Annotated in this window: 21 protein-coding genes and 1 pseudogene; 9 read left to right on the top strand and 13 right to left on the bottom strand. The window is 61.6% G+C overall.

Translation table 11 applies throughout. The annotated features are described in order from the left end of the window. The 6 genes and pseudogenes from C5L10_RS20315 to C5L10_RS20290 form a co-directional block, all read left to right on the top strand. Positions 1-112, top strand: a pseudogene (locus C5L10_RS20315) (IS630 family transposase); the annotation flags it as partial. Positions 113-568: 456 nt separating this feature from the next. Further along, positions 569-2,416, top strand: a complete 1,848-nt coding sequence (locus C5L10_RS20310; RefSeq protein WP_105431129.1) for a HAMP domain-containing methyl-accepting chemotaxis protein — start codon at positions 569-571, stop codon at positions 2,414-2,416. Between the two features lie 60 nt (positions 2,417-2,476). Further along, positions 2,477-3,058 carry a hypothetical protein gene (locus tag C5L10_RS20305; protein ID WP_105431128.1) on the top strand — a complete coding sequence of 194 codons (582 nt, stop codon included), beginning with the start codon at positions 2,477-2,479 and terminating at the stop codon, positions 3,056-3,058. A 914-nt stretch (positions 3,059-3,972) separates the two neighbouring features. Further along, positions 3,973-7,785, top strand: a complete 3,813-nt coding sequence (locus tag C5L10_RS20300; protein WP_105431127.1) for a vitamin B12-dependent ribonucleotide reductase — start codon at positions 3,973-3,975, stop codon at positions 7,783-7,785. 191 nt (positions 7,786-7,976) lie between these two features. After that, entirely contained in the window at positions 7,977-8,252 is a 276-nt protein-coding gene (locus tag C5L10_RS20295) for a BrnT family toxin (RefSeq protein WP_105431126.1), read from the top strand. Beyond that, positions 8,236-8,577 (top strand): DNA-binding transcriptional regulator, encoded by a 342-nt coding sequence (locus C5L10_RS20290; RefSeq protein WP_172717087.1) that lies wholly within the window; start codon positions 8,236-8,238, stop codon positions 8,575-8,577. Before C5L10_RS20295 ends, C5L10_RS20290 begins: the two co-directional genes overlap by 17 nt. 107 nt (positions 8,578-8,684) lie before the next feature. Here the strand turns inward: C5L10_RS20290 and C5L10_RS20285 are convergent, their stop codons facing one another. From C5L10_RS20285 to C5L10_RS20255, 7 genes are all read right to left on the bottom strand, one after another. Next, positions 8,685-9,371 carry a winged helix-turn-helix domain-containing protein gene (locus C5L10_RS20285; RefSeq protein ID WP_105431124.1) on the bottom strand — a complete coding sequence of 229 codons (687 nt, stop codon included), beginning with the start codon at positions 9,369-9,371 and terminating at the stop codon, positions 8,685-8,687. Between the two features lie 14 nt (positions 9,372-9,385). After that, positions 9,386-10,069, bottom strand: a complete 684-nt coding sequence (gene phoB / locus C5L10_RS20280; protein ID WP_037084667.1) for a phosphate regulon transcriptional regulator PhoB — start codon at positions 10,067-10,069, stop codon at positions 9,386-9,388. A gap of 21 nt (positions 10,070-10,090) precedes the next feature. Beyond that, on the bottom strand, positions 10,091-10,804 hold the full coding sequence (phoU, locus tag C5L10_RS20275; RefSeq protein WP_105401106.1) for a phosphate signaling complex protein PhoU: 714 nt from the start codon (positions 10,802-10,804) through the stop codon (positions 10,091-10,093). A gap of 45 nt (positions 10,805-10,849) precedes the next feature. Continuing rightward, positions 10,850-11,665, bottom strand: coding sequence for a phosphate ABC transporter ATP-binding protein PstB (gene pstB, locus C5L10_RS20270; protein ID WP_046668027.1), 816 nt, complete (start codon positions 11,663-11,665; stop codon positions 10,850-10,852). 13 nt (positions 11,666-11,678) lie between these two features. Then, positions 11,679-12,998, bottom strand: a complete 1,320-nt coding sequence (gene pstA / locus C5L10_RS20265) for a phosphate ABC transporter permease PstA (RefSeq protein WP_105431123.1) — start codon at positions 12,996-12,998, stop codon at positions 11,679-11,681. Beyond that, on the bottom strand, positions 12,995-14,479 hold the full coding sequence (pstC, locus tag C5L10_RS20260) for a phosphate ABC transporter permease subunit PstC (protein ID WP_105431136.1): 1,485 nt from the start codon (positions 14,477-14,479) through the stop codon (positions 12,995-12,997). Before pstC ends, pstA begins: the two co-directional genes overlap by 4 nt. A gap of 185 nt (positions 14,480-14,664) precedes the next feature. Beyond that, complete coding sequence (locus C5L10_RS20255) at positions 14,665-15,699, bottom strand: substrate-binding domain-containing protein (protein WP_046668029.1); 1,035 nt, start codon at positions 15,697-15,699, stop codon at positions 14,665-14,667. Positions 15,700-16,351: 652 nt separating this feature from the next. On the opposite strand from C5L10_RS20255, the gene C5L10_RS20245 reads away from it, so the two are divergent. Beyond that, positions 16,352-16,978 (top strand): hypothetical protein, encoded by a 627-nt coding sequence (locus C5L10_RS20245; protein WP_245448063.1) that lies wholly within the window; start codon positions 16,352-16,354, stop codon positions 16,976-16,978. A gap of 118 nt (positions 16,979-17,096) precedes the next feature. On the opposite strand, the gene C5L10_RS20240 is transcribed toward C5L10_RS20245, so the two are convergent. The 3 genes from C5L10_RS20240 to C5L10_RS33740 all read right to left on the bottom strand — a co-directional run bounded on the left by C5L10_RS20240 (position 17,097) and on the right by C5L10_RS33740 (position 19,106). Continuing rightward, complete coding sequence (locus C5L10_RS20240) at positions 17,097-17,726, bottom strand: outer membrane protein (RefSeq protein ID WP_037084677.1); 630 nt, start codon at positions 17,724-17,726, stop codon at positions 17,097-17,099. Positions 17,727-18,055: 329 nt separating this feature from the next. After that, positions 18,056-18,757, bottom strand: a complete 702-nt coding sequence (locus tag C5L10_RS20235; protein ID WP_105431121.1) for a thioredoxin family protein — start codon at positions 18,755-18,757, stop codon at positions 18,056-18,058. Positions 18,758-18,830: 73 nt separating this feature from the next. Next, the gene (locus tag C5L10_RS33740; protein ID WP_172717086.1) at positions 18,831-19,106 is read right to left on the bottom strand and encodes a hypothetical protein; all 276 of its coding nucleotides are present in this window, start codon (positions 19,104-19,106) and stop codon (positions 18,831-18,833) included. Here C5L10_RS33740 and C5L10_RS20230 point away from each other — a divergent pair. Continuing rightward, positions 19,094-20,011 carry a hypothetical protein gene (locus tag C5L10_RS20230; RefSeq protein WP_105431120.1) on the top strand — a complete coding sequence of 306 codons (918 nt, stop codon included), beginning with the start codon at positions 19,094-19,096 and terminating at the stop codon, positions 20,009-20,011. The genes C5L10_RS33740 and C5L10_RS20230 overlap by 13 nt on opposite strands. Positions 20,012-20,065: 54 nt before the next feature. Here C5L10_RS20230 and C5L10_RS20225 read toward each other — a convergent pair whose 3' ends face one another. The 3 genes from C5L10_RS20225 to C5L10_RS20215 form a co-directional block, all read right to left on the bottom strand. Beyond that, a complete protein-coding gene (locus C5L10_RS20225; RefSeq protein ID WP_105431119.1) occupies positions 20,066-20,851 on the bottom strand; it encodes a class I SAM-dependent methyltransferase in 786 nt (261 codons plus the stop codon). A 144-nt stretch (positions 20,852-20,995) separates the two neighbouring features. Then, positions 20,996-21,199: a hypothetical protein gene (locus C5L10_RS20220; protein ID WP_105431118.1), complete on the bottom strand. Its 204-nt coding sequence runs from the start codon at positions 21,197-21,199 to the stop codon at positions 20,996-20,998. A 16-nt stretch (positions 21,200-21,215) separates the two neighbouring features. After that, positions 21,216-22,166: a homocysteine S-methyltransferase family protein gene (locus C5L10_RS20215; protein WP_105431117.1), complete on the bottom strand. Its 951-nt coding sequence runs from the start codon at positions 22,164-22,166 to the stop codon at positions 21,216-21,218. A gap of 281 nt (positions 22,167-22,447) precedes the next feature. Here C5L10_RS20215 and C5L10_RS20210 point away from each other — a divergent pair, with 281 nt between their 5' ends. Next, entirely contained in the window at positions 22,448-23,023 is a 576-nt protein-coding gene (locus C5L10_RS20210) for a TetR/AcrR family transcriptional regulator (RefSeq protein ID WP_046636960.1), read from the top strand. The last annotated feature ends 9 nt before the right edge of the window (positions 23,024-23,032 follow it).

Raw genomic sequence — 23,032 nt, 5'->3', positions numbered from 1 at the left:
GGCGGAGCGAAAGGTCGATGCTCTATGGGATGCCGTCGGCGCCTTGATCCCCCGCTTCACACCGGCAGAATGCGCAAACTACTTCAGGGCTGCTGGATATGACCCGGATTGAACAGGATGTGCTCTAGCAGCCAGTTTTAGGGCGGAGGCGCGGGCGGCACTTGTGGATGGCAGGGGAGAAGGGTGACGTCGAGCCCTCTCTCCGCGGAAGCGCCTCGGCGCGAGGCCAGCCACGAAATCCGGCGCGTCCCTGAGGCCTGCGGTGAAAACCGTTCATTTCGGCGTCGTGAAGGATCGAGGAGGACTTCGTGCGGCCTGAATTGGCATTCATAAGGAACTCGCGTCGAGATCTCGCCCCAGGCGGGTATATTTCTCCACTTTCCCCATGAGGGCGTCCTAATTTTATTTTTTCTTCATATAAAGAAGGAACACTGTCGTCCGTAGGCTTTGCCTGACAATGGCGACACGGGCATGATGCCTGTCGTGTAAACTCTCAGCGTACGATGTCCGAGTTCAATCCGCCAGGCTGGGTTCCCCCCGGTCGCGTCTGCATGACATCGAGGCCCGCATGCGTGATTTTCTGAATAGGATGCCGCTGACCACGAAACTGGCGGCGCTTATTGTCGCGGTCAACATCTGTGGCGTTTCTGCCTTGGCCACCTATACCTGGATATCCGAAACGCGCTTGCTGATCAGCACGGCGACGGCACATTGGTCGCGCGGCGCCGAGCAGTTCGCGTCGGTTGCGGCCGGTGGCGTGAAATGGGGCAAGGTCAATGCGGTGCGGGAAGCCTATGCTCTGCAGCGCGACAACCCTAACCTCGACCTCGTCCAGTTCGCCGCGTTCAACGCCGAGCTCGCACCGGTCGACATCTGGGCACGCGACGGCGTGGCGGGCGTCCTGTCCTCCGCCGAATTGGCCCAGGTGATCGGTCAAAAACCCGACAGCACGGTTGTCGATACGACTTTGGCTTCCAGAGGTCTGGTCGGGATCGTCGTTCCCCTGCCCGCAGACAAATCCGGCAAGGTCACGGGCTATCTCTTCACTGCCTGGTCGGTGGAGAAAATCCTCGCCACGGCGCAGCAGGAAGTGCTGAACACGCTGCTTATCCAATTGCTCATCATCACCGTTGCGGTCACAGCCTTCCTCTTGGCAATGCGCCGGCTGGTCGGACGCCCCGTCAGGAACCTCAGTGCGCGCATCATTGCCTTGCAAACCGGCGACCTCACCTCTCCGGTCGAATACCAGCGCAATGGCGACGAGATAGGTGTTCTCTCTCGCGCGTTGGAAGTGTTCCGCGGCGAGGCTATCGCGAAGGTCGAGGAAGAGCGTATCGCCGCGGTACAGCGCCAGTCGCTTGACGAGGAACGCGCCCGCAATACGCGGATCACCGAGGAAACCAGCAATACCCAACGAGCCGTCATGGCAGAGCTCGGACACGCGCTGGAAAGGCTTGCCGGAGGCGATTTCTCGATTCATCTCAATGGTCTCGGGCCGGATTTTGAAAAACTGCAGCAGGACTTCAACAACATGGTGGAGGCGGTTGCTGCCGCCCTGACGGAGATCAAGGAAGCGTCCCACCAGGTGGAGGATCGCTCCAGCGAGCTTGCCGGCGCCGCCGACCAGCTGGCTCAACGCACGGAACGACAGGCCGCCGCTCTCCAGGAGACCGCCGCCTCCCTTGGCCAGGTCACGACAACGGTCAGGACCTCTTCGCAGAAGGCCGAGAGCGCCGGGCACCTCGTCGAGGAGACGAAGAAGGGCGCCCATTCCTCGGCAACCGTCGTCCGCAATGCGATCGGGGCGATGGACCGGATCCAGGCTTCGTCCAGCCAGATCGGCCACATCATCAGCGTTATCGACGAGATCGCCTTCCAGACCAATCTCCTGGCGCTGAATGCCGGTGTCGAGGCGGCCCGTGCGGGCGAGGCCGGCAAGGGTTTTGCAGTCGTTGCTCAGGAAGTGCGCGAGCTGGCCCAGAGATCGGCAAATGCGGCCAAGGAAATCAAGGTTCTGATCACCAGCTCCAATCAGGAAGTCGCTGCCGGCGTCGGGCTTGTCAACGACACGGGCGACGCCCTTCTCCAGATCGGCGACCAGATCAACCGCATCAGCGACAGCATCGTTTCGATCGTCCAGTCCTATCGGGAACAGGCCACGGGCCTGCAGGAGATCAACAGCGCGATCAACCAGATGGATCATGCCACGCAGCAGAATGCCGCGATGGTGGAGGAAACCAATGCAGCCTGCCAGGAACTGCTCTCGCAAGGCCGTCTGCTGCTGAGTTCGGCCAGCAGCTTCACTGTCGCAAAAACAGCCGGAAATGGTGCCCGGGCCCATTCCGAATCGGGGGGGCATCAATCTCTCTCCGACAAAAAAACCGGCTTTGCCGCTCCGTTCAGACAAGCGTCCTGAAGACGCCTCTGAAGCGGCATGAGCGCATAAACGTCAGCAACCTCTGGAAGGGAAACACCTATGCATAAGATCATCGTCATGCTCCTTCTCGGCAGCACCGTATCCGCCCTGCCGCTTGGCACGGCTCTGGCCGAGGAGGCCCACGTCGCGCCGGTGACCGAATATGTCACCGGTAAAGTAAAGCCCTGGCTCACCGACGCAGTGATCATTTCGGCGATCAAGGCCCAGAATGCCACCAATGCCAAGCTGAGCGACGCCGATATCCTGGCGCTCGACAAAAAATGGCGCGCCGAGGTCGACAGTTCCAATCGTGCGACGATCGACAGCGTTCTGAACAACGCCTTGTCGAAGCTTCTCGTGGAAAAGAAGGAAAAGTCTGGAGGGGCGATTACGGAAATCTTCGTCATGGACGCCAAGGGCCTCAATGTCGGCCAGAGCGACATAACCTCCGATTACTGGCAGGGCGACGAGGCAAAGTTCAAGAAATCCTTCGGTGCCGGCAAGAACGCGCTGTTCGTCGACGAGGTTGAAAAGGACGAATCGTCCCAGACGCTGCAGTCGCAGGCAAGCGTGACGATTACCGATGAGAGCGGAGCGCCGATCGGCGCCGTGACGATCGGGATAAACGTCGATTCTCTCTGAACCGGGCGAGATACCCCTGGCGCTGCGGCATCGTTGACGCCGCAGCGCCAGGAAAAGATAAACGAAGTCCCAAGGGACTCGCCGATGAAGAACCTGTTCGGCACACATCCACGCCTTTTCGGGTAGCCTGCGCGGCTATCGTCCCGACGCACTGGAAGTCAGTTGGGACAACTGGGGCTCTTTTCCGCGGGGACAGGGCTTCACCGGGAGCCGATCGCCGGCGGCTGATTCTCTCCGGCCCCTTTTCAAAAATCTCGGTGCTTGTCACGGGCCTGCCGGTTAAAAACCGCGCGGCCTTATCTATTAGTGGTGGCCACAGATTCTTGACCTGCCCCAATATGGTACAGCCGAACCCTCAAAACCCTGCTAGATCGGGCTTTCGGCACCTGCTGCCGCTCACGAAATATTTCCGCGCCTCATAACGCAAGTTTCAGGCTGTCCCCGCAACTGCCTGAGAATCCTCGGCTATTTCTTCGTCCCCGTTATCCACAGCCGCGAACCACAATATCTTGTGGTTATAAAAGCGTTGCAATCTACGCCTTGACGAATCTCTCGGCTCGTTCGACAGTGTTCCTTACGTTGCGGCGGCGACTGGACCGGAATTAACGAGGCCGGTTCTTCTTCGAGTTTGACGGGAAAGATCATGCAGTCCGGCTATGAGGACGGGCTGCTATCACGGTCTCCGTGCGTGCTCGTTTTTCCGCTCCGGAACAACGGCTGGGACTGGCGGAAAGATTCTGTTAATACTATATGTAGTAGTGTTGCAGCCGTTATCACCACAACATACAGGTTCGCATCGAAAGATGATTCACCTGGGATCGGGAACATTCAACCGGCTGCGCGCGTCGAACGTGTGAGCTGGAGCGGCACATCTGCGCCTTATCATCAGGCGCCAACGGACGAGGATTAAGGCAATGCGCATCGAACGTCGTTTCACCAAGCCGGATACAGGCGCTTATGGGGAAATCGAATTCCGCAAGGGGATCAGCGAGATCCGCAATCCGGACGGCTCGATCGTCTTCCGGCTTGCCGATATCGACGTGCCGGCGCAGTTCTCCCAGGTTGCGACGGACGTTCTGGCGCAGAAGTATTTCCGCAAGGCCGGCGTTCCGAAGTTCCTGAAAAAGGTCGAGGAAAACGACGTCCCCTCCTTCCTGTGGCGCTCTGTAGCTGACACGGAAGCAATGAAGGCTTTGCCGAAGGAAGAGCAGTACGGTTCCGAAACCGATGCGCGCCAGGTTTTCTCCCGCCTTGCCGGCACCTGGACCTATTGGGGCTGGAAGGGCGGCTACTTCACCTCCGAAGAAGACGCGGCCGCCTTCATGGACGAGCTTGCCTACATGCTCGCCACCCAGCGCGTCGCCCCGAATTCTCCGCAATGGTTCAACACCGGCCTGCATTGGGCCTATGGTATCGACGGCCCCGGCCAGGGCCATTTCTATGTCGATCCCTTCACCGGCAAGCTCACCAAATCCAAGTCGGCCTATGAGCATCCGCAGCCGCATGCCTGCTTCATCCAGTCGGTCGAGGACGATCTCGTCAACGAAGGCGGCATCATGGACCTGTGGGTCCGCGAAGCGCGCCTGTTCAAATACGGCTCCGGCACCGGCTCCAACTTCTCGATGCTGCGCGGCGCGGGCGAAAAGCTCTCCGGCGGCGGCCGTTCGTCGGGCCTGATGAGCTTCCTCAAGATCGGCGACCGCGCTGCCGGCGCCATCAAGTCGGGCGGCACCACCCGCCGCGCCGCCAAGATGGTCGTCGTCGACATCGACCATCCGGATATCGAGGAATACATCAACTGGAAGGTCAAGGAAGAGCAGAAGGTAGCGGCCCTCGTCACCGGCTCGAAGATCGTCTCGCGCCACCTAAAGGCGATCATGAAGGCCTGCCTGAACTGCGAAGGCGGATCTGGGGACGATTGCTACGACCCGCTCAAGAACCCTGCCCTGAAGCGGGAGATCAAGGCTGCCAAGAAGGACCAGGTTCCGGAAAACTATATCGGCCGCGTCATCCAGTTCGCCCGCCAGGGCTACAAGGACCTGGAATTCAAGACCTATGACACGGACTGGGATTCGGAAGCCTATCTCACCGTCTCCGGCCAGAACTCCAACAACTCCGTCTCGCTGAAGGACGACTTTCTGCGCGCTGTCGAGACCGACGGCGACTGGAACCTGACCGCCCGCAAGGACGGAAGGGTGATGAAGACGCTGAAGGCCAAGGATCTCTGGGAGCAGATCTCCTACGCCGCCTGGGCGTCCGCCGATCCGGGCATCCATTTCAACACGACGATGAACGACTGGCACACCTCGCCGGCCGGCGGCCCGATCCGCGGCTCGAACCCGTGCTCGGAATACATGTTCCTCGACGACACGGCCTGCAACCTCGCCTCCATGAACCTGCTGCAGTTCAAGGACAAGACGACCGCCCGCATCAACATCGCCGACTACGAACACGCGACGCGCCTGTGGACCGTCGTGCTCGAAATCTCGGTGATGATGGCGCAGTTCCCATCGCGCCAGATCGCCGAACTCTCCTACCAGTACCGCACGCTCGGCCTCGGTTACGCCAATATCGGCGGCCTGCTGATGTCGACAGGCATTGCCTATGACTCGCCGGAAGGCCGCGCCATCGCCGGCTCGCTGACCGCGATCATGACCGGCGTTTCCTACGCCACCTCGGCTGAGATCGCCTCCGAGCTCGGTCCCTTCCCGAACTACGCGCCGAACCGCGACAGCATGCTGCGGGTCATCCGCAACCATCGCCGCGCCGCCCATGGCGAAACCTCCGGCTATGAGCAGCTGTCGGTCAACCCGGTGGCGCTGATCCATTCGGAAAACCCGGACCAGGATCTGGTCGCCCATGCCAAGGCTGCCTGGGACAAGGCGCTCTCGCTTGGCGAACAGCACGGCTACCGCAACGCGCAGGTCTCGGTCATCGCCCCGACCGGCACGATCGGCCTCGTGATGGATTGCGACACGACCGGCATCGAGCCCGATTTCGCACTCGTCAAGTTCAAGAAGCTCGCCGGCGGCGGCTACTGGAAGATCATCAACCGCGCCGTCCCGGAAGCCCTGCGCACGCTCGGTTATTCGGAAAGCCAGATCGCCGAGATCGAGGCATATGCCGTCGGCCACGGCAACCTCAACCAGGCACCGGGCATCAACCCCGGCTCGCTTCGGGCCAAGGGCTTCACCGACGAGAAGATCGAAGCCATCAACGGCGCCACCAAGGCTGCCTTCGACATCAAGTTCGTCTTCAACCAGTGGACGCTTGGCGCAGACTTCCTGAAGGGCACGCTTGGAGTCACCGACGAGCAGCTCGCCGACGTGAGCTTCAACCTGCTCGAACATGTCGGCTTCTCCAAGAAGGACATCGAAGCCGCCAACATCCATGTCTGCGGTGCGATGACGCTCGAAGGCGCACCGTTCCTGAAGAACGAACACCTGGCCGTCTTCGATTGCGCTAACCCCTGCGGCAAGATCGGCAAGCGTTACCTCTCGGTCGAAAGCCATATCCGCATGATGGCGGCCGCCCAGCCGTTCATCTCGGGTGCGATCTCCAAGACGATCAACATGCCGAACGACGCGACCGTCGAGGATTGCGGCTCCGCCTACATGCTGTCCTGGAAGCTCGGTGTCAAAGCGAACGCGCTTTATCGCGACGGCTCAAAGCTCTCCCAGCCGCTCAACTCGTCGCTGATTGCCGATGACGATGCGGAAGACGCCGTCGAGGAACTGCTGGCCCAGCCGGCAGCCGCCCAGGCGGTGACGATCACCGAAAAGATCGTCGAGCGGATCATCGAAAAGGTCGTCCGCAGCCAGGAAAAGCTGCCCGGCCGCCGCAAGGGTTATACCCAGAAGGCGAAGATCGGCGGGCACACGATCTTCCTGCGCACCGGCGAATACGACGACGGCCGTCTCGGCGAAATCTTCCTCGACATGAACAAGGAAGGTTCGGCGCTGCGCGCCTTCATCAACAACTTCGCGATCTCCGTCTCGCTCGGCCTGCAGTACGGCGTGCCGCTCGAGGAATATGTCGATGCCTTCACGTTCACCAAGTTCGAACCCGCCGGCATCGTCACGGGCAATGATGCGATCAAGAACGCCACGTCGATCCTCGACTACGTGTTCCGCGAACTGGCGATCTCCTATCTCGGCCGCCACGACCTCGCGCATGTCGATACGTCGGACTTCTCCAACACCGCGCTTGGCCGCGGCGTCTCGGAAGGCAAGGCGGATGTCGTCTCCAAGGGCCTGACCCGCGGCTACAAGCCAACCCTCGTCTCCGGCACCGGCGGCGACCGCCCGGCAGCCGACATCAAGGGTGCGGCGACCGCCGCCCCTGCCCGCGCCTCGGCCGGCACCAACGTCACCGCCTTTGCCGGTGCCGCCGCCCGCAAGCTGGAACCGACCGTCGCCATCTCGACTTCCGAAATCGTCTCCTTCAAGCGGGACTACGAGGAGCGCGCCAAGGAACTCGCCGAAGAGATCGTCGAGGAACTGACCGAAGAACAGGTGGCCACCACCGCCCTCTTCTCCGACAAGGCCGCCGACGAGGCTGCGACCGCCAAGACGGAAGCCAAAAAGGTCGAAAACGAACGCCGCATGCGCTCGATTGCCCAGGGCTATACGGGCAACATGTGCGGCGAGTGCCAGAACTTCACGATGGTCCGGAATGGGACTTGCGAGAAGTGCGACACTTGTGGGGCTACGAGCGGGTGCAGCTGATAATACAGGAATAAGTGGCGCAGCCGCTTTTCCACAACCTAGACTGAGATAAGCTGATCCCCGCGGTGATTGAGTTCACCGCGGGGATTTGTCTGTGGAGAAGGAAATGAAATGTCGATACCAAGCTGGCTGCGACAGGAAAGGCAGCTTCGAATTAATACATGGGAACTACTGGAAACCCGTAGTCAACCATGCTAGATTTTGAATGGGATGAACAAAAGGCGGCGATGAACCTCGCCAAGCACGGCGTCAGCCTTTCCGACGCCTCCGCAGTTTTTAAAGACCTATTCGCCTTCGATACCGAAGACAGATCGATGGATTACGGTGAGATCAGACGACGCATCATCGGACTCGGCAATGGTCGCTTCCTGACTGTCATCTATACCGAGCGTGGTGAAACGATCCGGCTCATATCAGCCAGAAAAGCAACGCGGGCGGAGCGTCGGGAGTATGAAGATGCCAGATAGTAAAAAACAGCAATCGAACTGGGCTCGCTTTGACGCCATGAGCGACGATGAAGCGGAAGCCAATGCGCTCGCGGACCCGGACAACCCACCCATGACGGGCGAGCAGATCCGCTCCGCTCCCCGCATGCAGCAGGTCAAGGTCATCCGACGCGCGCTCGGCCTGACCCAGGAAGAGTTTTCCGGCCGCTACCAGATTCCGCTCGGGACGTTGCGCGACTGGGAGCAAGGCCGATCCGAACCGGACCAGCCGGCAAAGGCATATCTGAAGGTGATTGCGGTCGACCCGCAAGGTACGGCGGAGGCGTTGGTGAAAGGCGCTGCATAGTTTCAATAGACGCCGAATGCTGCTTCGCCAGCCTCCATGGCAATGGTCCGCCGGGTCGCAATGAGACGGTCAGAATAAAGGTTGGACTCAAGTCCAACGAGACGGCGTCAGAAATCGCCCAATGCGTATCCGGCGCCGCGCACGGTCCGGATCACGTTGTCGGACTTGCCGAGGCTGATGACTTTGCGAAGCCGGCCGATATGGACATCGATGGCGCGCTCATCGACAGTCGTGTCGTCGCCCCATAGGGACGCCTTGAGCTCCGAGCGGGAATAGACCTTGCCCGGCGTCCGCATCAGGAATTCAAGGAGCTTGAACTCCTTCGGCCCGAGCTTGACCTCACGTTTCTGCCGGTGAACCCGATGGGCTTCCCGGTCAAGCGTGAGATCGCCGACCTTCAGCATATGGTCGAGAAGCGCCGGGTTCACGCGCCTGAGCAGGTTCTTCACACGGACAACGAGCTCGACCGGGGAGAATGGCTTTAGGAGGCAATCGTCGGCACCCGCCGCGAGTGCTATGAGGTGAAGGCCTTCGCCACCCGACGGCACAAGGAGGATGATCGGAAGGCGCGACAGGACAGGGTCGAGACGCACCTCGCGGCACACCTCGAGACCTCGCACGCCCGGAAGATCCGAACTCATGACCAGGATATCCGGCGGAACCGCTTTCAAGCGATTTGAGATCTCGGCTCCACTTGCCAGCATCGATACGACGAAGCTGTCGGCCACGAGGGCTTTCCGCAATATCAGGCGGAACGACTCGTCGTCGTCGACCAACAGGACCCGCGCGCTCATCTCGTGGCCACCAACTATGTTTCCATGGAGTATCCGGCGCCGCGGACGGTGCGGATGACATCCTGCATGTTGGAGAAGTTGAGTGCCTTGCGGAGTCTTCCCACATGGACGTCGACCGTACGCTCGTCGACGTAGATGTCATGGCCCCAGACGCCGTCCAGAAGCTGCGAGCGGGAAAAGACCCGCCCCGGCGCCGCCATCAGGAATTCGAGCAGGCGGAATTCGGTCGGGCCCAGACGCACTTCGCGGCTCTTGCGGTGGACGCGATGGGTTTCCCGATCAAGTTCGATATCGCCGCAACGGAGAACGCTTGAGAGCACCTCCGGACGGGCCCGGCGCAGCATGGCCTTGACGCGCGCCATCAGTTCCGGCGTCGAGAAGGGTTTTACCACATAGTCGTCGGCGCCGGTGGCGAGGCCGCGAACACGTTCGCTCTCCTCGCCGCGGGCCGTCAGCATGATAATCGGCAGGCGCTCGGTTTCCGGGCGCATGCGCAGCCGGCGGCAGAGTTCGATGCCGGAAACGCCGGGCAGCATCCAGTCCAGGATCAGAAGGTCCGGTACCCGCTCCTGAAGCCGAATTTCGGCTTCGTCGCCCCGCAAAACGGTATCGACCTCATAACCCTCGGCTTCCAGATTGTAGCGAAGAAGCACGCTCAGCGCCTCTTCGTCTTCTACGACAGCGATTTTCGGCAGCATTCTTGGCCTGCTCCGTCAGTTCTATTCGGTGATCGCGCCGAGCGTGTTCGACGAGTCGTCCTTCGGACGATCGCCTTCCGGCTGGGCGCCTGTCGTCATGTAGTAGATGGTCTCGGCGATGTTGGTGGCGTGGTCGCCGATACGCTCGATGTTCTTGGCGCAGAACAGAAGATGCGTGCAGGTGGTGATGTTGCGCGGATCCTCCATCATGTAGGTGAGGAGTTCGCGGAACAGCGAGGTGTACATCGCGTCGATTTCCTCGTCGCGGCTGCGGATCGCCTCGGCCTTTTCCGCCGAACGCGTCGCATAGACGTCGAGGACGTCCTTGAGCTGCACGAGGGCGAGATCGGAGAGATGTTCGAGGCCGCGGGCGAGCTTGCGCGGAACGCCGGTGCCCTGAACCGCGATGACGCGCTTGGCGGTGTTCTTGCCAAGGTCGCCGACGCGCTCCAGATCGGAGGCGATGCGCAGCGAACCGACGATCTCGCGAAGGTCGGCTGCAACCGGCTGGCGGCGGGCGATCGTGATGATCGCCTTGTCGCCGATCTCGCGCTCGGCGTGATCGAGGATCACGTCGTCGGAGATGACCTTCTGGGCGAGTGCGGCGTCGGAATTGACCAGCGCCCGCACGGCGTCCGAGCACATCTGCTCGGCGAGGCCACCCATTTCGGAAATGCGGCGGCTCAGGTATTTCAGTTCGTCGTCATAAGCCGACAGGATATGGGTCGATGCCATCTTCTAGTCCTCAAAATTGATTTTCAGGCGGCACAATCGGCTGGATCAGCCGAAACGGCCCATGATGTAATCCTGGGTGCGCTGATCGTCGGGATTGGTGAACATCTTGTCGGTGTCGTTCTCCTCGACGAGCTGGCCGAGATGGAACATGGCGGTGCGCTGCGACACGCGGGCAGCCTGCTGCATCGAATGCGTCACGATCACGATCGTGTAGTTGGCACGCAGCTCATGGATGAGTTCTTCAACCTTGGCGGTCGCGATCGGGTCGAGAGCCGAGCAGGGTTCGTCCATGAGGATGACTTCCGGCGACACGGCGATCGCACGGGCGATGCACAGACGCTGCTGCTGGCCGCCGGAGAGGCCGGTGCCGGATTCGTGCAGGCGATCCTTCACTTCGCCCCAGAGACCGGCGCGCTGCAGGCTCGCCTCGACGATCTGGTCCATGTCGGCCTTGTTCTTGGAAAGACCGTGGATGCGCGGACCGTAGGAAATGTTCTCGTAGATGGTCTTCGGGAACGGGTTCGGCTTCTGGAACACCATGCCGACGCGGGCGCGAAGTTCCACGACGTCGATGTTATTGTCGTAGATATCGTCCGTGTCGAGGGTGATCTTGCCTGTGACGCGGCAATTCTCGATCGTGTCGTTCATGCGGTTGAGGCAGCGCAGGAAGGTGGACTTGCCGCAGCCGGAAGGACCGATGAGAGCCGTCACAGTGTTTTCGCGGACGTTGAGGTTGACGTCGAAAAGCGCACGCTTTTCGCCGTAATAAACCGAAACGTCCTTGCCGATCATCTTGTGGGAAGCATCGCTCATCTTTTGGTCCAGCGCCTTTTCTACTGCCGATTCTGACATCATATTCATTGTCATACTCCTTCTACCAGCGCCGCTCGAAGCGACGCCGCAAGAGAATTGCGCCAACATTCATTAGGATGAGGAACAGGAGCAGGATGATGATTGCTCCCGAGGTACGCTCGACGAACGCGCGCTCCGCTTCGTTCGCCCACATGTAGATCTGGACCGGCAGCGCCGTCGACGGGTCAAGCGGCGTGGTCGGATAGTTGGCGACGAAGGCCACCATGCCGATCAGCAGCAGCGGCGCGGTTTCGCCGAGTGCGTGGGCCAGGCCGATGATGGTGCCGGTCAGGATGCCCGGCATGGCAAGCGGCAGGACATGGTGGAAGATCGTCTGCATCTTCGATGCGCCGAGCCCGAGGGCCGCCGCCCGGATCGAAGGCGGCACGGCCTTCAGCGCCGCGCGGGTCGCGATGATGATCGTCGGCAGCGTCATGAGGGTGAGCACCAGACCGCCGACGAAGGAGGCGGAACGCGGCAGGCCCATGAAGTTGACGAAGACCGCCAGACCGAGAAGACCGTAGACGATCGAGGGAACGGCCGCGAGGTTGTTGATATTCACCTCGATCAGGTCGGTGAACTTGTTCTTCGGGGCGAACTCCTCGAGATAGATCGAGGCGGCGACGCCGATCGGCAGCGCCAGGACAAGCACGATCAGCATCATGTAGAACGAGCCGATGAGCGCGACGCCGACGCCGGCGGCTTCCGGACGGCTCGATGCGCCGTTGACGAAAATGCCGCTGTTGAAATGCTTGGCAAGCGCACCGCTGTCGGAGAGCTGCGTCATCCAACCGAGCTGCTGGTCGTTGATCTTGCGGTTCTCCTGGCCGACGTTGAGGTCGATCTGGCCCTTGTAGGCCGAGTCGATATCGCCGGAGGCGAGCAGTCTTACCGTCTGCGTCGTTCCGATGATCGCCGGATTGGCGACCACCAGGTCACGCAGCTGAACGCGGACACCATCCGACAGCATCTGGCTGACTGCGCGGGCTGCGACACGGTCGTCCACGCTGACGTTGAGCAGCTTGGCGAGCGCGTTGCGGGCGACGACCGGATAGTTCGCCGTCATCAGCTTCTGCGGGTTGGTGGCCCTTTCGTTCTGCGGGTCGATGATCTGCTGCGAGAACTCGACCGGCATGGTGATCATGGTCTGCTGGAAGGCGGTGTATCCCTTGGAGACCACCGACCACAGGAGAAGCATCAGGAAGATGATGCCGAAGGAAAGCGCGGCGATGCCATAGGCGCGGAAGCGACGCTCGGCGGCGTAGCGGCCCTTGATGCCGATATCGCGACGGACGGACTTGGCCTTGGGGATGCCGGCGGCGGGAGAAACCACATCGGTCATTCGTACTGCTCCCGGTATTTGCGCACGATATAGAGCGCGTAGATGTTGAGGCAAAGCGTGATGGCGAACAGCGTGATGCCCAGCGCGAAGGCAACCAGGGTCTGCGGCGAGGTGAACTCAAGGTCACCCGTCAGCTGGTTGACGATCTTGACGGTCACGGTCGTCATCGGCTCGAACGGATTGATCTGCAGGCGGGCGGCAACACCGGCCGCAAGCACGACGATCATGGTTTCGCCGACGGCGCGCGATGCGGTCATCAGGAGAGCGCCGACGATACCCGGCAGAGCTGCCGGCAGGACGACCTTCTTGATGGTTTCCGACCGAGTGGCGCCGAGACCGAGCGAGCCGTCACGCAGGGCACGTGGCACTGCCGTGATGATGTCGTCCGATAGCGAGGACACATAGGGGATAAGCATGATGCCCATGACGAAACCAGCCGTCAGAACGCTCTGTGCCTGTATGAAGTTGGCATAGTCGCCGGTGACGAGGCCGTTCAGCTGCGAAGAAATGTCGCGAAGGAACGGACCGACCGTCGTCAATGCGAAGAAGCCGTAGACGATGGTCGGAATGCCGGCGAGCACTTCGAGCAGCGGCTTGGCAACCGAGCGGACCTTCGGCGAAGCATATTCCGACATGTAGATTGCCGAAAAGAGACCGATCGGAACCGCGAAGAGCATCGCGACGAAACCGATATAGAGCGTGCCGAGCAGCAGCGGAATGAGACCGAACTGACCTTCGGAGCCACCCGAACCCGCAGCGGCAAAACGCGGGTCCCATACCGTGCCGAAGAAGAATTCCCAGGCGGGAATGGCGGTGAAGAAGTGGGCAGCTTCCGTCAGCATCGATGCGACGATGCCGACGGTGGTCAGAATGGCGATCGAAGACGCGACGACGAGGCTGCCGAGGATCACTTTTTCCACCCGGTTGCGGGCGCGGAAGCGCGGCGCGATCTGGCGATAAGCAAAGAGGGCGCCGCCGATGGAAGCCCCCAGAACAATGATCGTCATGAGGATACGGCTGACGAAGGTCATCCTGTTCAGCTCGGCAGCGGCCTTGACCATGAAGGGCTGCGGATCACCCGCAAGCGGAACGCCCTTGGCGCCAAGCGCAGCACGAAGCTCCACCGGATTATTCTCGATGCGGGCGATTTCGTCGCCAGTCAGCGCATTCATGCCGCGGGCAATCGAGGTAATCATGCCGTAGCTCAGGCCCTGCTCGGCCTGCGATTGGGTTTTCACCTCTTCGGGAAACGCACCGCGCACCGAGGAGCTGATATACATGGGGCTGGCGACCAGCCAGACAAAAAGAATGACGACGGCCGGCAAGATCGCCCAGACGGCGACAAAAGAACCGTAATATCCAGGCCGCGAATGAAGTTTGGAGGAAATTCCTCCGACCAGTGCCATTGCATACCGGGCACCGGCGACGTAACCGGCTATGCCGATTATCGCCAAAATCAACAATATTAGTGATGTGTTCATCATAATCCCCCGGCGTACCGCCTTCGGCGGCAACCCATCACCGCCCAGCTCCGTTCATCGGAACCGATCGCATCGCCGTCGCGCCTCGCGCAACACCATCGCCGCAAAACCGACGATTCCCCACCGAGGCAAAAGCCTGCGGTCGGAGAGAAACGGCGCCGCCAGGAGCGGCGCCGTTCTTTTGATTACATGGTCTTGCCAGCGGTAAAGTCCTTGCGGGCCTGTTCGCGCTGGGCGTCCGGAGCGGCAACCAGACCGTACTCGATGAGCGGCGAGTCAGGGCCGATCATGTCGTCGGAGAGGAAGAACTCGACGTATTCCTTGAGGCCCGGGACGACGCCCAGGTGAGCCTTCTTGACGTAGAAGAACAGCGGACGGGAAACCGGATAGGTGCCGTCAGCGATCGTGGCTGCGGTCGGCTTGATGCCGCGCATGGTGGCGACCTTCAGCTTGTCGGCGTTGTTTTCGTAGAAAGCGAGGCCGAATACGCCGACGCCGGTCTTGTTGGCAGCGATACGAGCGAGCGTCTCGGTGTAGTCGCCGTCGATGTCCACGGCAACGCCGTCCTTGCGAACAGCAACGCAAGCCTTGGTCTGGGCGGCCTTCTCAGCGAGCTCCTTGGCGATGACGTCGGTTGCGCCGGAATCCTTGCAGCCTGCAGCAAGAACGTTCAGTTCGAAAACTTCGCGCGTGCCGTGCTTTTCGCCCGGGATGTAGGCGGCGATCGGGCCCTTCGGAAGCGTCGGGTTGATCTCCGACCAGTTCTTGTAGGGGTTGGCGACGAGCTTGCCATCAACAACGACCTGAGCGGCGAGAGCCTTGTAGATGTCCTTCGGCTCGAGCTTCATGTCGCCGTTGCTGCTGGCGGTCGCGAAAACGATACCGTCGTAGCCGATGCGGATTTCCTGGACGTCGGTGACGCCGGCCGCCTTGCAGGCTTCGGCTTCAGACTTGTTGATCGCGCGGGAAGCATTTGCAATGTCGATCGTGGCTTCGCCGACGCCCTTGCAGAATTCCTTGAGGCCGGCGCCGGTGCCGCCCGACTCGACGATCGGGGTCTTGAACTTCGGGAAGGCTTCGCCGAAAGCTTCCGCAACGATCTTCGCATAGGGAAGAACGGTGGAGGAACCGGCAACCTGAACCTGATCGCGAGCCGTTGCGACGCCTGCGGTGGCCAGCAGAATTGCGGCTACAGCGCAGCTTCCTAGATACTTCTTCATGGATTTCTCCCTTGGAATTCGGATTGACGCTTGGGCGTCGGCTACCCTCTATCTGTTGCTCATTACAGTTTTGTGACAGATTTATTTCATTTGTGAAAAGGACGCGCCCCAGCATTTGCACAGGTTTGCACCCTCCGTGCCCGCTCCGGCAGAAAGGACGGATATGGGTTATGACAGCAATATTGGCGAGGATCACCGGCGGCGCGGTCATTCCCCAGATGGGAAAGCCCAGGAAGATAGGCCCCCCGCGATATCGCCTTCAAGAGCGTGCGTTTCGGAATTTTATGGCTCACGCCCCGCCTCCTCCGTCAGGACTCGTACTTGTAGAGCGCCGCGCGATTGAACGGATCGATCTTCAGCGTCGAGACCCCTCGGAGGGCATCACCCCGCGGATCCGTGGCCGCCTCACACCTTGCATCGATCAGCATCGTCGTCCTCGCGGCAGTGTCGTACGGCTTCCATGAAGATTGGTGCAGGCTCCCGATGAGACCAATGTCCCCGCCCCACCGGACCTTGGTCCCGAAGGCAGGCTCATTGGTCCTAATCCCATGGATTTATATCCGCCTCTGCGCCAGAATGTACGGCATCCGAAAAGCCGCGAAGCGCAAAGCTTCTTGTGGCTTTGGCAATGCATATCAGGAGATGGATGAACATGAACAAGGTCCTCAAGAACGGCATCGTCGTCCTTGCGCTCGCCGCAGTGTCCGTCGGTGGAGGCGTAACCGGATTTCCGGACCTCGCCTTGGCCAAGGATGGCAATGGCGGCGGTAACGGCGGCGGTAATGGTGGCGGCGGCGGAAACGGCGGCGGCAAGGGCGGTGGTCGCGACGACGTCTCGAACCATGGGAATTCCGGCAAGAGCCGGTCGAACTCGGCCAGTCTCGGCTCCGGCAAAGAGCGGACGAAGAAGGATGCCGACCGCAAGGTCTCGAAGGCAACGCCAGCGGAGAAAGCCAAGCCGCAGGCCGCAAAAGTGGCAGGCCTAAGCTCACTGAAGCGCAACTACCACGCCTATCTCAACACCAACGATCCGCGGATGACCTCGCTCTCGGCCTACGTGAACGCCTATGCGCAATACGAACTGACGAACGGCATCGATCCTGCCGCCACCGATCCCGAGCTCGGCGAGGCAGCACTTCGCGATGCGCTGGAGGATTTCGCGGGCGCACCGGTGAGCGACGAGGCCTTCGGGTGGGCGCAGGACGAGCTTGGCGTGGGGCCGGCCGTCGGCAAGATCGACCAGGTCCGCGACCAGCTCGACACCGACGCGGCTCTCTGAGAACCGCCCATTATACCAACGGCGCCGTAGGCCTTCCGGCATACGGCGCTTTATAGATTGTCGAACCGCAACAATGCCCTCTCCAGATCCGATGGATCCGGAGAGTTTTTTTGCGGGACTAGAACTTGTAGTTCACGCCAGCCTTGAGCGTCTGGTCGCGCACGTCGGTCCTGGAGGAGACGCCGCCGGAGGTGCTGCGGACGTCGTTGGTCATGGTGTAATTGTATTCGACCCGGGCCGACAGGTTGTCGGTGAGCTTCTGCTCGACGCCCGCGCCCAGGATCCAGCCCGGCTTCCAGCCGTCCGGACCGGACGTGCCGTTCTTGCCGCCGAAGCTGGTGAGCGCAGCACCCGCGGTGCCGTAGACGAGCGTCTGGTTGAAGCCGACGCCAGCCTTGGCCTTGGCGGCCACGCGGCCCTTTTCGGTGATCTTGCCGCCCGGTACGCGGCTTTCCACGTTGCCGAGATGCGAGGCTTCGATTTCCGCGCCGACGACGCCGGAATCGAGGTCCATGTTGTAGCCGCCGTGAGCGCCGAGAACGAGGCCCTTGTCGCCATCGAACGGGTTCAGCTTGCGGGATGCCATGCCGAGATCGGCACCGACATAGGCGCCCCCCCAGCCCGCCTTCGGCGCGCCGGCAGGTTCGTTATAGGCCGGCGGTTCGGAATAGGGCGCGAGGTCGGCAGCCCAGAGGGGCGTGGCGAAAGATGCGGCGAAGATCGCCAGGGCGAAGGGCTTCTTGTTCATGGTCTTGGCTTTACTCCGTACAGCACCTGCGTCGCGAACACATGCAGGCGGTTACTCAAAAGGTTACGCACCGCGCGGCAGTCTCGGTCATCCCAACCAAGCCCCTCAGGCCCGGACCGCCGGCAAGTATCCATTCATTTTTCACGAATTCATAAACACTTCCTTAACTCGCCGGCCGCGAGTGGCAGAGAACCGATCAACAAGTGTAACAGCATCGGGAGCAGGGTCCCGCGCCGATGGATTGAAGCAGCGGCGCCGGAACAGGTTCTCTACGGATGATGTGGACATCAGAGGAGCACGCAGCTTTAGCGCGCCGTCTCCGCTCTTCATCAATCCGTCGCCGCCGCAAGAATTTGGCCGCCATTGCGCTCCTGGACGAGCAGAGCACGTTTCTCGTTGGGCTTTGCCGGCGGGATCGTCCGGCTTTGTGGCTTGCCGTCCCATAGCCCAAGATGCGTCAGTTGGCGCACCACATGTGCATGGGGCAGTGTCTCGCCGGCATTTTCGCCGCGTGCCACGGGAACTTCGACAAGGCCCGCATCATAGCGGATCAGCCAGATATCGGCAGGCGAAGCCGGTTTGCCGCCGCCATCGATCGCGACCGTGTCGCCCTTCAGGCGCACCGCAGGTCCGGCAAGCGGCTTTTCTGCTGCGATCAGGCTGCGGACTTCACCGAGATCCTGGCCAACCGCGGAAGTGCGGCCATTGATGACCATCTGAGGCGTGAATGGGCTCGACTGGCCGAGTGCCGGTTCGTAGGTCACCTGGCGCTGAGTGAACTCCTCCCTGCCGAAAATGTCCTTCCAGCCGAGGTAGTCCCAATAGGTCACGGCGAAGCTGAGCGCCAGGATGTCGGGATCGCTGCTCAGCTTGACCAGATTGGCATTGGCGGGCGGGCACGACGAACACCCCTGGCTCGTAAACAGTTCGACCACCACCGGATTTCGCGCCCCGGCCAAGGCGGGCGCGGCGCCGAGAAGGCTCAGGGATGCGGCGGCGAATGCGAGACGAAACGAATTCCGGTTGTTCACGGGGATGCTCCTTGCAACGTGGCCATTGCAGCCTCATTCGCGGCAGGCAGCACCCCGGTTACAGGCTCACGCTTTAGTGACCATTCGGGCTCGACCATGGACGTCGCCACACGTTGAACGGGTGCGTCGGCAACCACCCCGCCTCAGCTAAAATCGTTAAATAAATCGGCGTCAGGAACCAACCGTCGGCCGGCGTGTTGAGGGAACGCAATTCGACAACAAACTGTGTTCTTTCAGGAGGTTCACCATGGGACGCGGCATACTGCTCTGGCTTCTCGGCATCCCACTGCCGATCGTCATCCTTCTTGTTCTCTTCATGCGTTGAGGAGGCGGAAAATGCCCATTTCATCCGCAGGCTCCGCGATCGCAACTCCGGTGGAGTCGTCGAAATCTGCGATCGCATGGGGGCCGATCTTCGGCGGCGCGGTGGCTGCCACCGGCATCAGCCTCATCCTCATCCTTTTCGGATCCGGCCTCGGCCTCACCATGATCTCTCCCTGGTCGGGGGAAAGCAGTTCGGCCGCCACCGTCGGCATCAGCGCGGCGATCTGGCTGGTGGTGGTGCAATGGCTGTCGGCGGCGCTCGGCGGATATCTGACCGGTCGGCTGCGCACCAAATGGGCGGCCGTGCATACCGACGAGGTGTTCTTCCGCGATACCGCCCACGGCTTCGTCTCCTGGGCCGTCGCCACCGTCTTCGTCGCAGGTTTCCTGGCGTCGTCGCTCGGCTCGCTGGCGAACACCGGAGCGCAGGCTTTCGGATCGGCGGCATCGACCGCAGGCATCGCCGGTACCGCAGTGGCCGCGTCCTCGTCGGATAGCGGGTCCGGCGGCACGGACATGGCGACGTCGTACTTCACAGATGCGCTGCTGCGTCCGCAGCAGGCCCAGGCCCGAGCCCAGAACGATGACGGGGCGGCAACCGCGGAAGTGTCGCGCATTCTTCTCAACGGTGCCGTCCAGGGCGGCGTTCCGGAAGACGACAAGGCCTATCTGGCAACGATCGTCGCTGCCCGCACCGGCCTTTCGCCGCAGGATGCCCGCGCTCGCGTCGATGCGGTCCTGAAGCGGATCGACGATGCCAAGGTCGCGGCCCAGAAGGCAGCGGACGAGGCCCGCAAGGCAGCCGCCACGACCGCCTTGGTCGGCTCACTGTCGCTGCTCGTCGGCGCATTCATTTCGTCGGCGGCAGCCGCACTCGGCGGTCGTCAGCGGGACGAGGAGGAAGACCTGCTGGTCGCGACACGCTACTGACCACCGAGACCCTGATGGAGCGGCCATGCGAGAGCTTGGCCGCTCTTTTCGCGTCTATTGCTTGACGGCGCGGATGTGCAGGAAGATCGGCGCGACGCGGGTGTCGGCGACGACCGGTTCGGCCCGCGCCACCTCTTCGGATGCCATCGGCTCGCCAAAGGCCTCGATCACCAGCCCGGCGCCGACGATCATCGACACCCAAGTGGTCAGCGTCCGGTGGAAACGCGGCACCGCAAACGGCGTCAGCTTCGCCCGCTCCTCGGCCGGAATGTCCGAAAACAGCCAGCGTTCGATGCGCCCGTCCGTCTCGTCGAAATAGTCGGCCACCTGGATGGCGACCGCCTCGCCCGTCTCGTCACGGATGTTCTTGCGCGTCGGCGGCATGAAACAGGGATGCAGGATCGAGAACTGCAGGAAGCCGCCGGGCTTCAGCACACGGTAAATGCCCTTCAGAACCCCTCGCTGATCGGCCATGTCCATCATCGACATGAAGGCGGTGACGAAATCGAAGCTCTCGTCCGGGAAATCGATCCCCTGCCCGTCGCCGAGCACATAGGCAATGCCGAGCGGATCGGCAGCTTCCGTCTCGCGGGCGTAACGGATGAAGGTCGGGGCGATGTCCAGCCCGGTCATCTCGGCCCCGCGCCGCGCGACCTCGCGGGTATTGGTGCCCTCGCCGCAGCCGAGATCGAGCCCTTTCAATCCGGCGACCGGCGGCAGCATCTCGAGGAAGGCCGGCGTATTCAGCGCATCCCGGTATTTGTCGTAGCCGGCCCGCGAATAGATCGTCCAGGTCTCGGCATTGCTCTCCCAATGGGCGCCGACATCCGTCGCATCCATGCTCGGCCTCCTCTCGATCGTCGAATGGGCCGCGAGCTATACCGCCACGCGATGACGGTGGAAAGACGGGGAAGAGACGGAAAAGGAAAAGCCTCCCGGCAGCCGAAACCGCCGGAAGGCATTTGCGAGAACCGGTCCCTGGGGTCAAAAAACCGGAAAGCGATTGCGGTGGAAACGGGATACCTCCTCGCGAAAGCCGATATCGCGCAGCAGGTGTTCGTCGATCATGGGCAGGGTCCTGAGCCTCGCCCGGCCGCGCTCGCCATCGGCATCCTTCACCGTGACGCAGGGGTCGAGCCAACGGCCGGAAATCAGGGCGATGGCGCCAAGCAGTGTTGTGGCAGCCATGCTCCTCCCTCCCGCCTCAGGCCGCGGCCGCCTGCAGACAGGCGTCGCAGATCGCCTGCAGATGCCGGTGGTCGGTGCCGCAGCAACCGCCGAGCACCCGCATCGCCGGATAGTTCTGGCGGAGCGAGCGGTAGCGGGCGCCGAGGTCGAGCGGATCGCCGATATCCAGTTCCGTCGAATCGTCGAGTTCCTGATGGCTCTTGGCGGACGCGTTGGCTCGGATGCCGGAGATCCGCTTCACCCAGCTTTCGCCGCGGGAAAGCGCCTGCTCGAAATGGGTGGGGTGGGCGCAGTTGACCATGTAATAGGCCGCGTAACCATCGGTCGCCGCATCGGTTTCCTCGATCGCCGCCCGCAATGTCTTGCCGTTGACCAGCCGGCCGTCCGTCTCGACCGTGAAGGACACGATGCAGGGCATGCCGACGCGCCTAGATGCCCGGACGATGCCGACCGCCTCGCCGATATTGTTCATGGTGATCGCCGAGATCATGTCGGCCTCGCTGTCGGCGAAGGCTTCAGCCTGGAAGGCGTGATAATCCTCGGCTGCCTGAGGCTCCATGTTGCCGTCCTTGTAGCCGTCGCCGCGCGGACCGATTACGCCGTTGAGTACGATCGGCCGGCTCGGCCGTTCCCAGAGCCGACGCAGTTTTTCGATGTATTCGACCGAGCGGATATTGAGCGCCCTCAGCGCGTCGCGATCGTAACCGAGCTGCGGCCCCCAGTCGGCATTCGCACGCCAGGTCGGCGTGTCGAGGATGAAGCCGAGGCGGTGATCGCGGGCGATCGCCAGATAGGTCTCGTAATAGGCGGTCAGTTCCTCGCGGCCGGCGGCGTTGTCGAGCAGCGGAAAAGCTGCGAAGGCCGGAAGGTCGATGCCGCGATGGAAGACCAGCGTCGTCTCCAGACCTCCGTCGGAAAGAAAATCGCCGCTGTTGATCTGCGGCAGGTTGTGGCGATACTTGGCCATCGTCTGTCTCCTGTGGTAAACATGACGAGCGGATCCCGGATATTGCTCTCGGCCGCTCAGTGAATGACCGTTTTTCGCAGATTTACGTGCGGGGCTTCTAGTAAGCTCATGGTACAGCCGAGCATGCTTTTGAAATTTGTCCGGGTTTACGGGAGGTTAGCATGTCTCAGAGGGCAGAGAATCTCGGCGCCGCCGCCGTGAGGCCACGCGAAACTGTACCGGCGGTCAAGTCTTCGGAGACACGAGAGACGCGCAAAGGAGCAGCCACCCGCGACCGCATCATGGAAATTGCGGAAACGTCCGTGCTCGCCAAGGGCTTTGCCGCCACGTCGATCGACGAACTGATCGCCGAAGCCGGCATCACCAAGAGCGGGTTCTTCTACCATTTCAAGGACAAGAACGAGCTGGCGCGCGAGATGCTGCGCCGCTATGTCGCCGAAAACGACCAGGTCTTCGACGACATCTTTGGCCGAGGCCGGGAACTCAGCGACGATCCGCTGCAGGCTTTCCTACTGGGGCTGAAGTTCCTGAGCGAACTGGTGCGCGATCTGCCGGGCGGCCATCCAGGCTGCCTGATCGCGGCCGTCTGTTATCAGGAGCGGCTTTTCGATCATGAAGTCTTGAAGCTGAACTCGGATTCGATCCGGTCCTGGAACGCGCGCTTTCTCGAGCATATCGAGGAGATCGCAGCGGTTTATCCGCCCCGCGAACCGGTGGCTCTGGCAGATGTGGCGAACATGCTGTCCTGCATCATGGACGGGGCGATTATCATGTCCAAGGCGCTAAAGGATCCCCGGCAACTGGAGCGGCAGATCCTTGCCTACCGCTCCTATATAAAACTGCTGTTTTCCAGATAAGCGAACCGA

Origin of the sequence: Neorhizobium sp. T6_25, from assembly GCF_002968555.1 — a bacterium.
Lineage (GTDB): Bacteria > Pseudomonadota > Alphaproteobacteria > Rhizobiales > Rhizobiaceae > Neorhizobium.
Note: the sequence above shows the minus strand (reverse complement) of the source record. Positions and strands in the feature narration are given on the sequence as shown.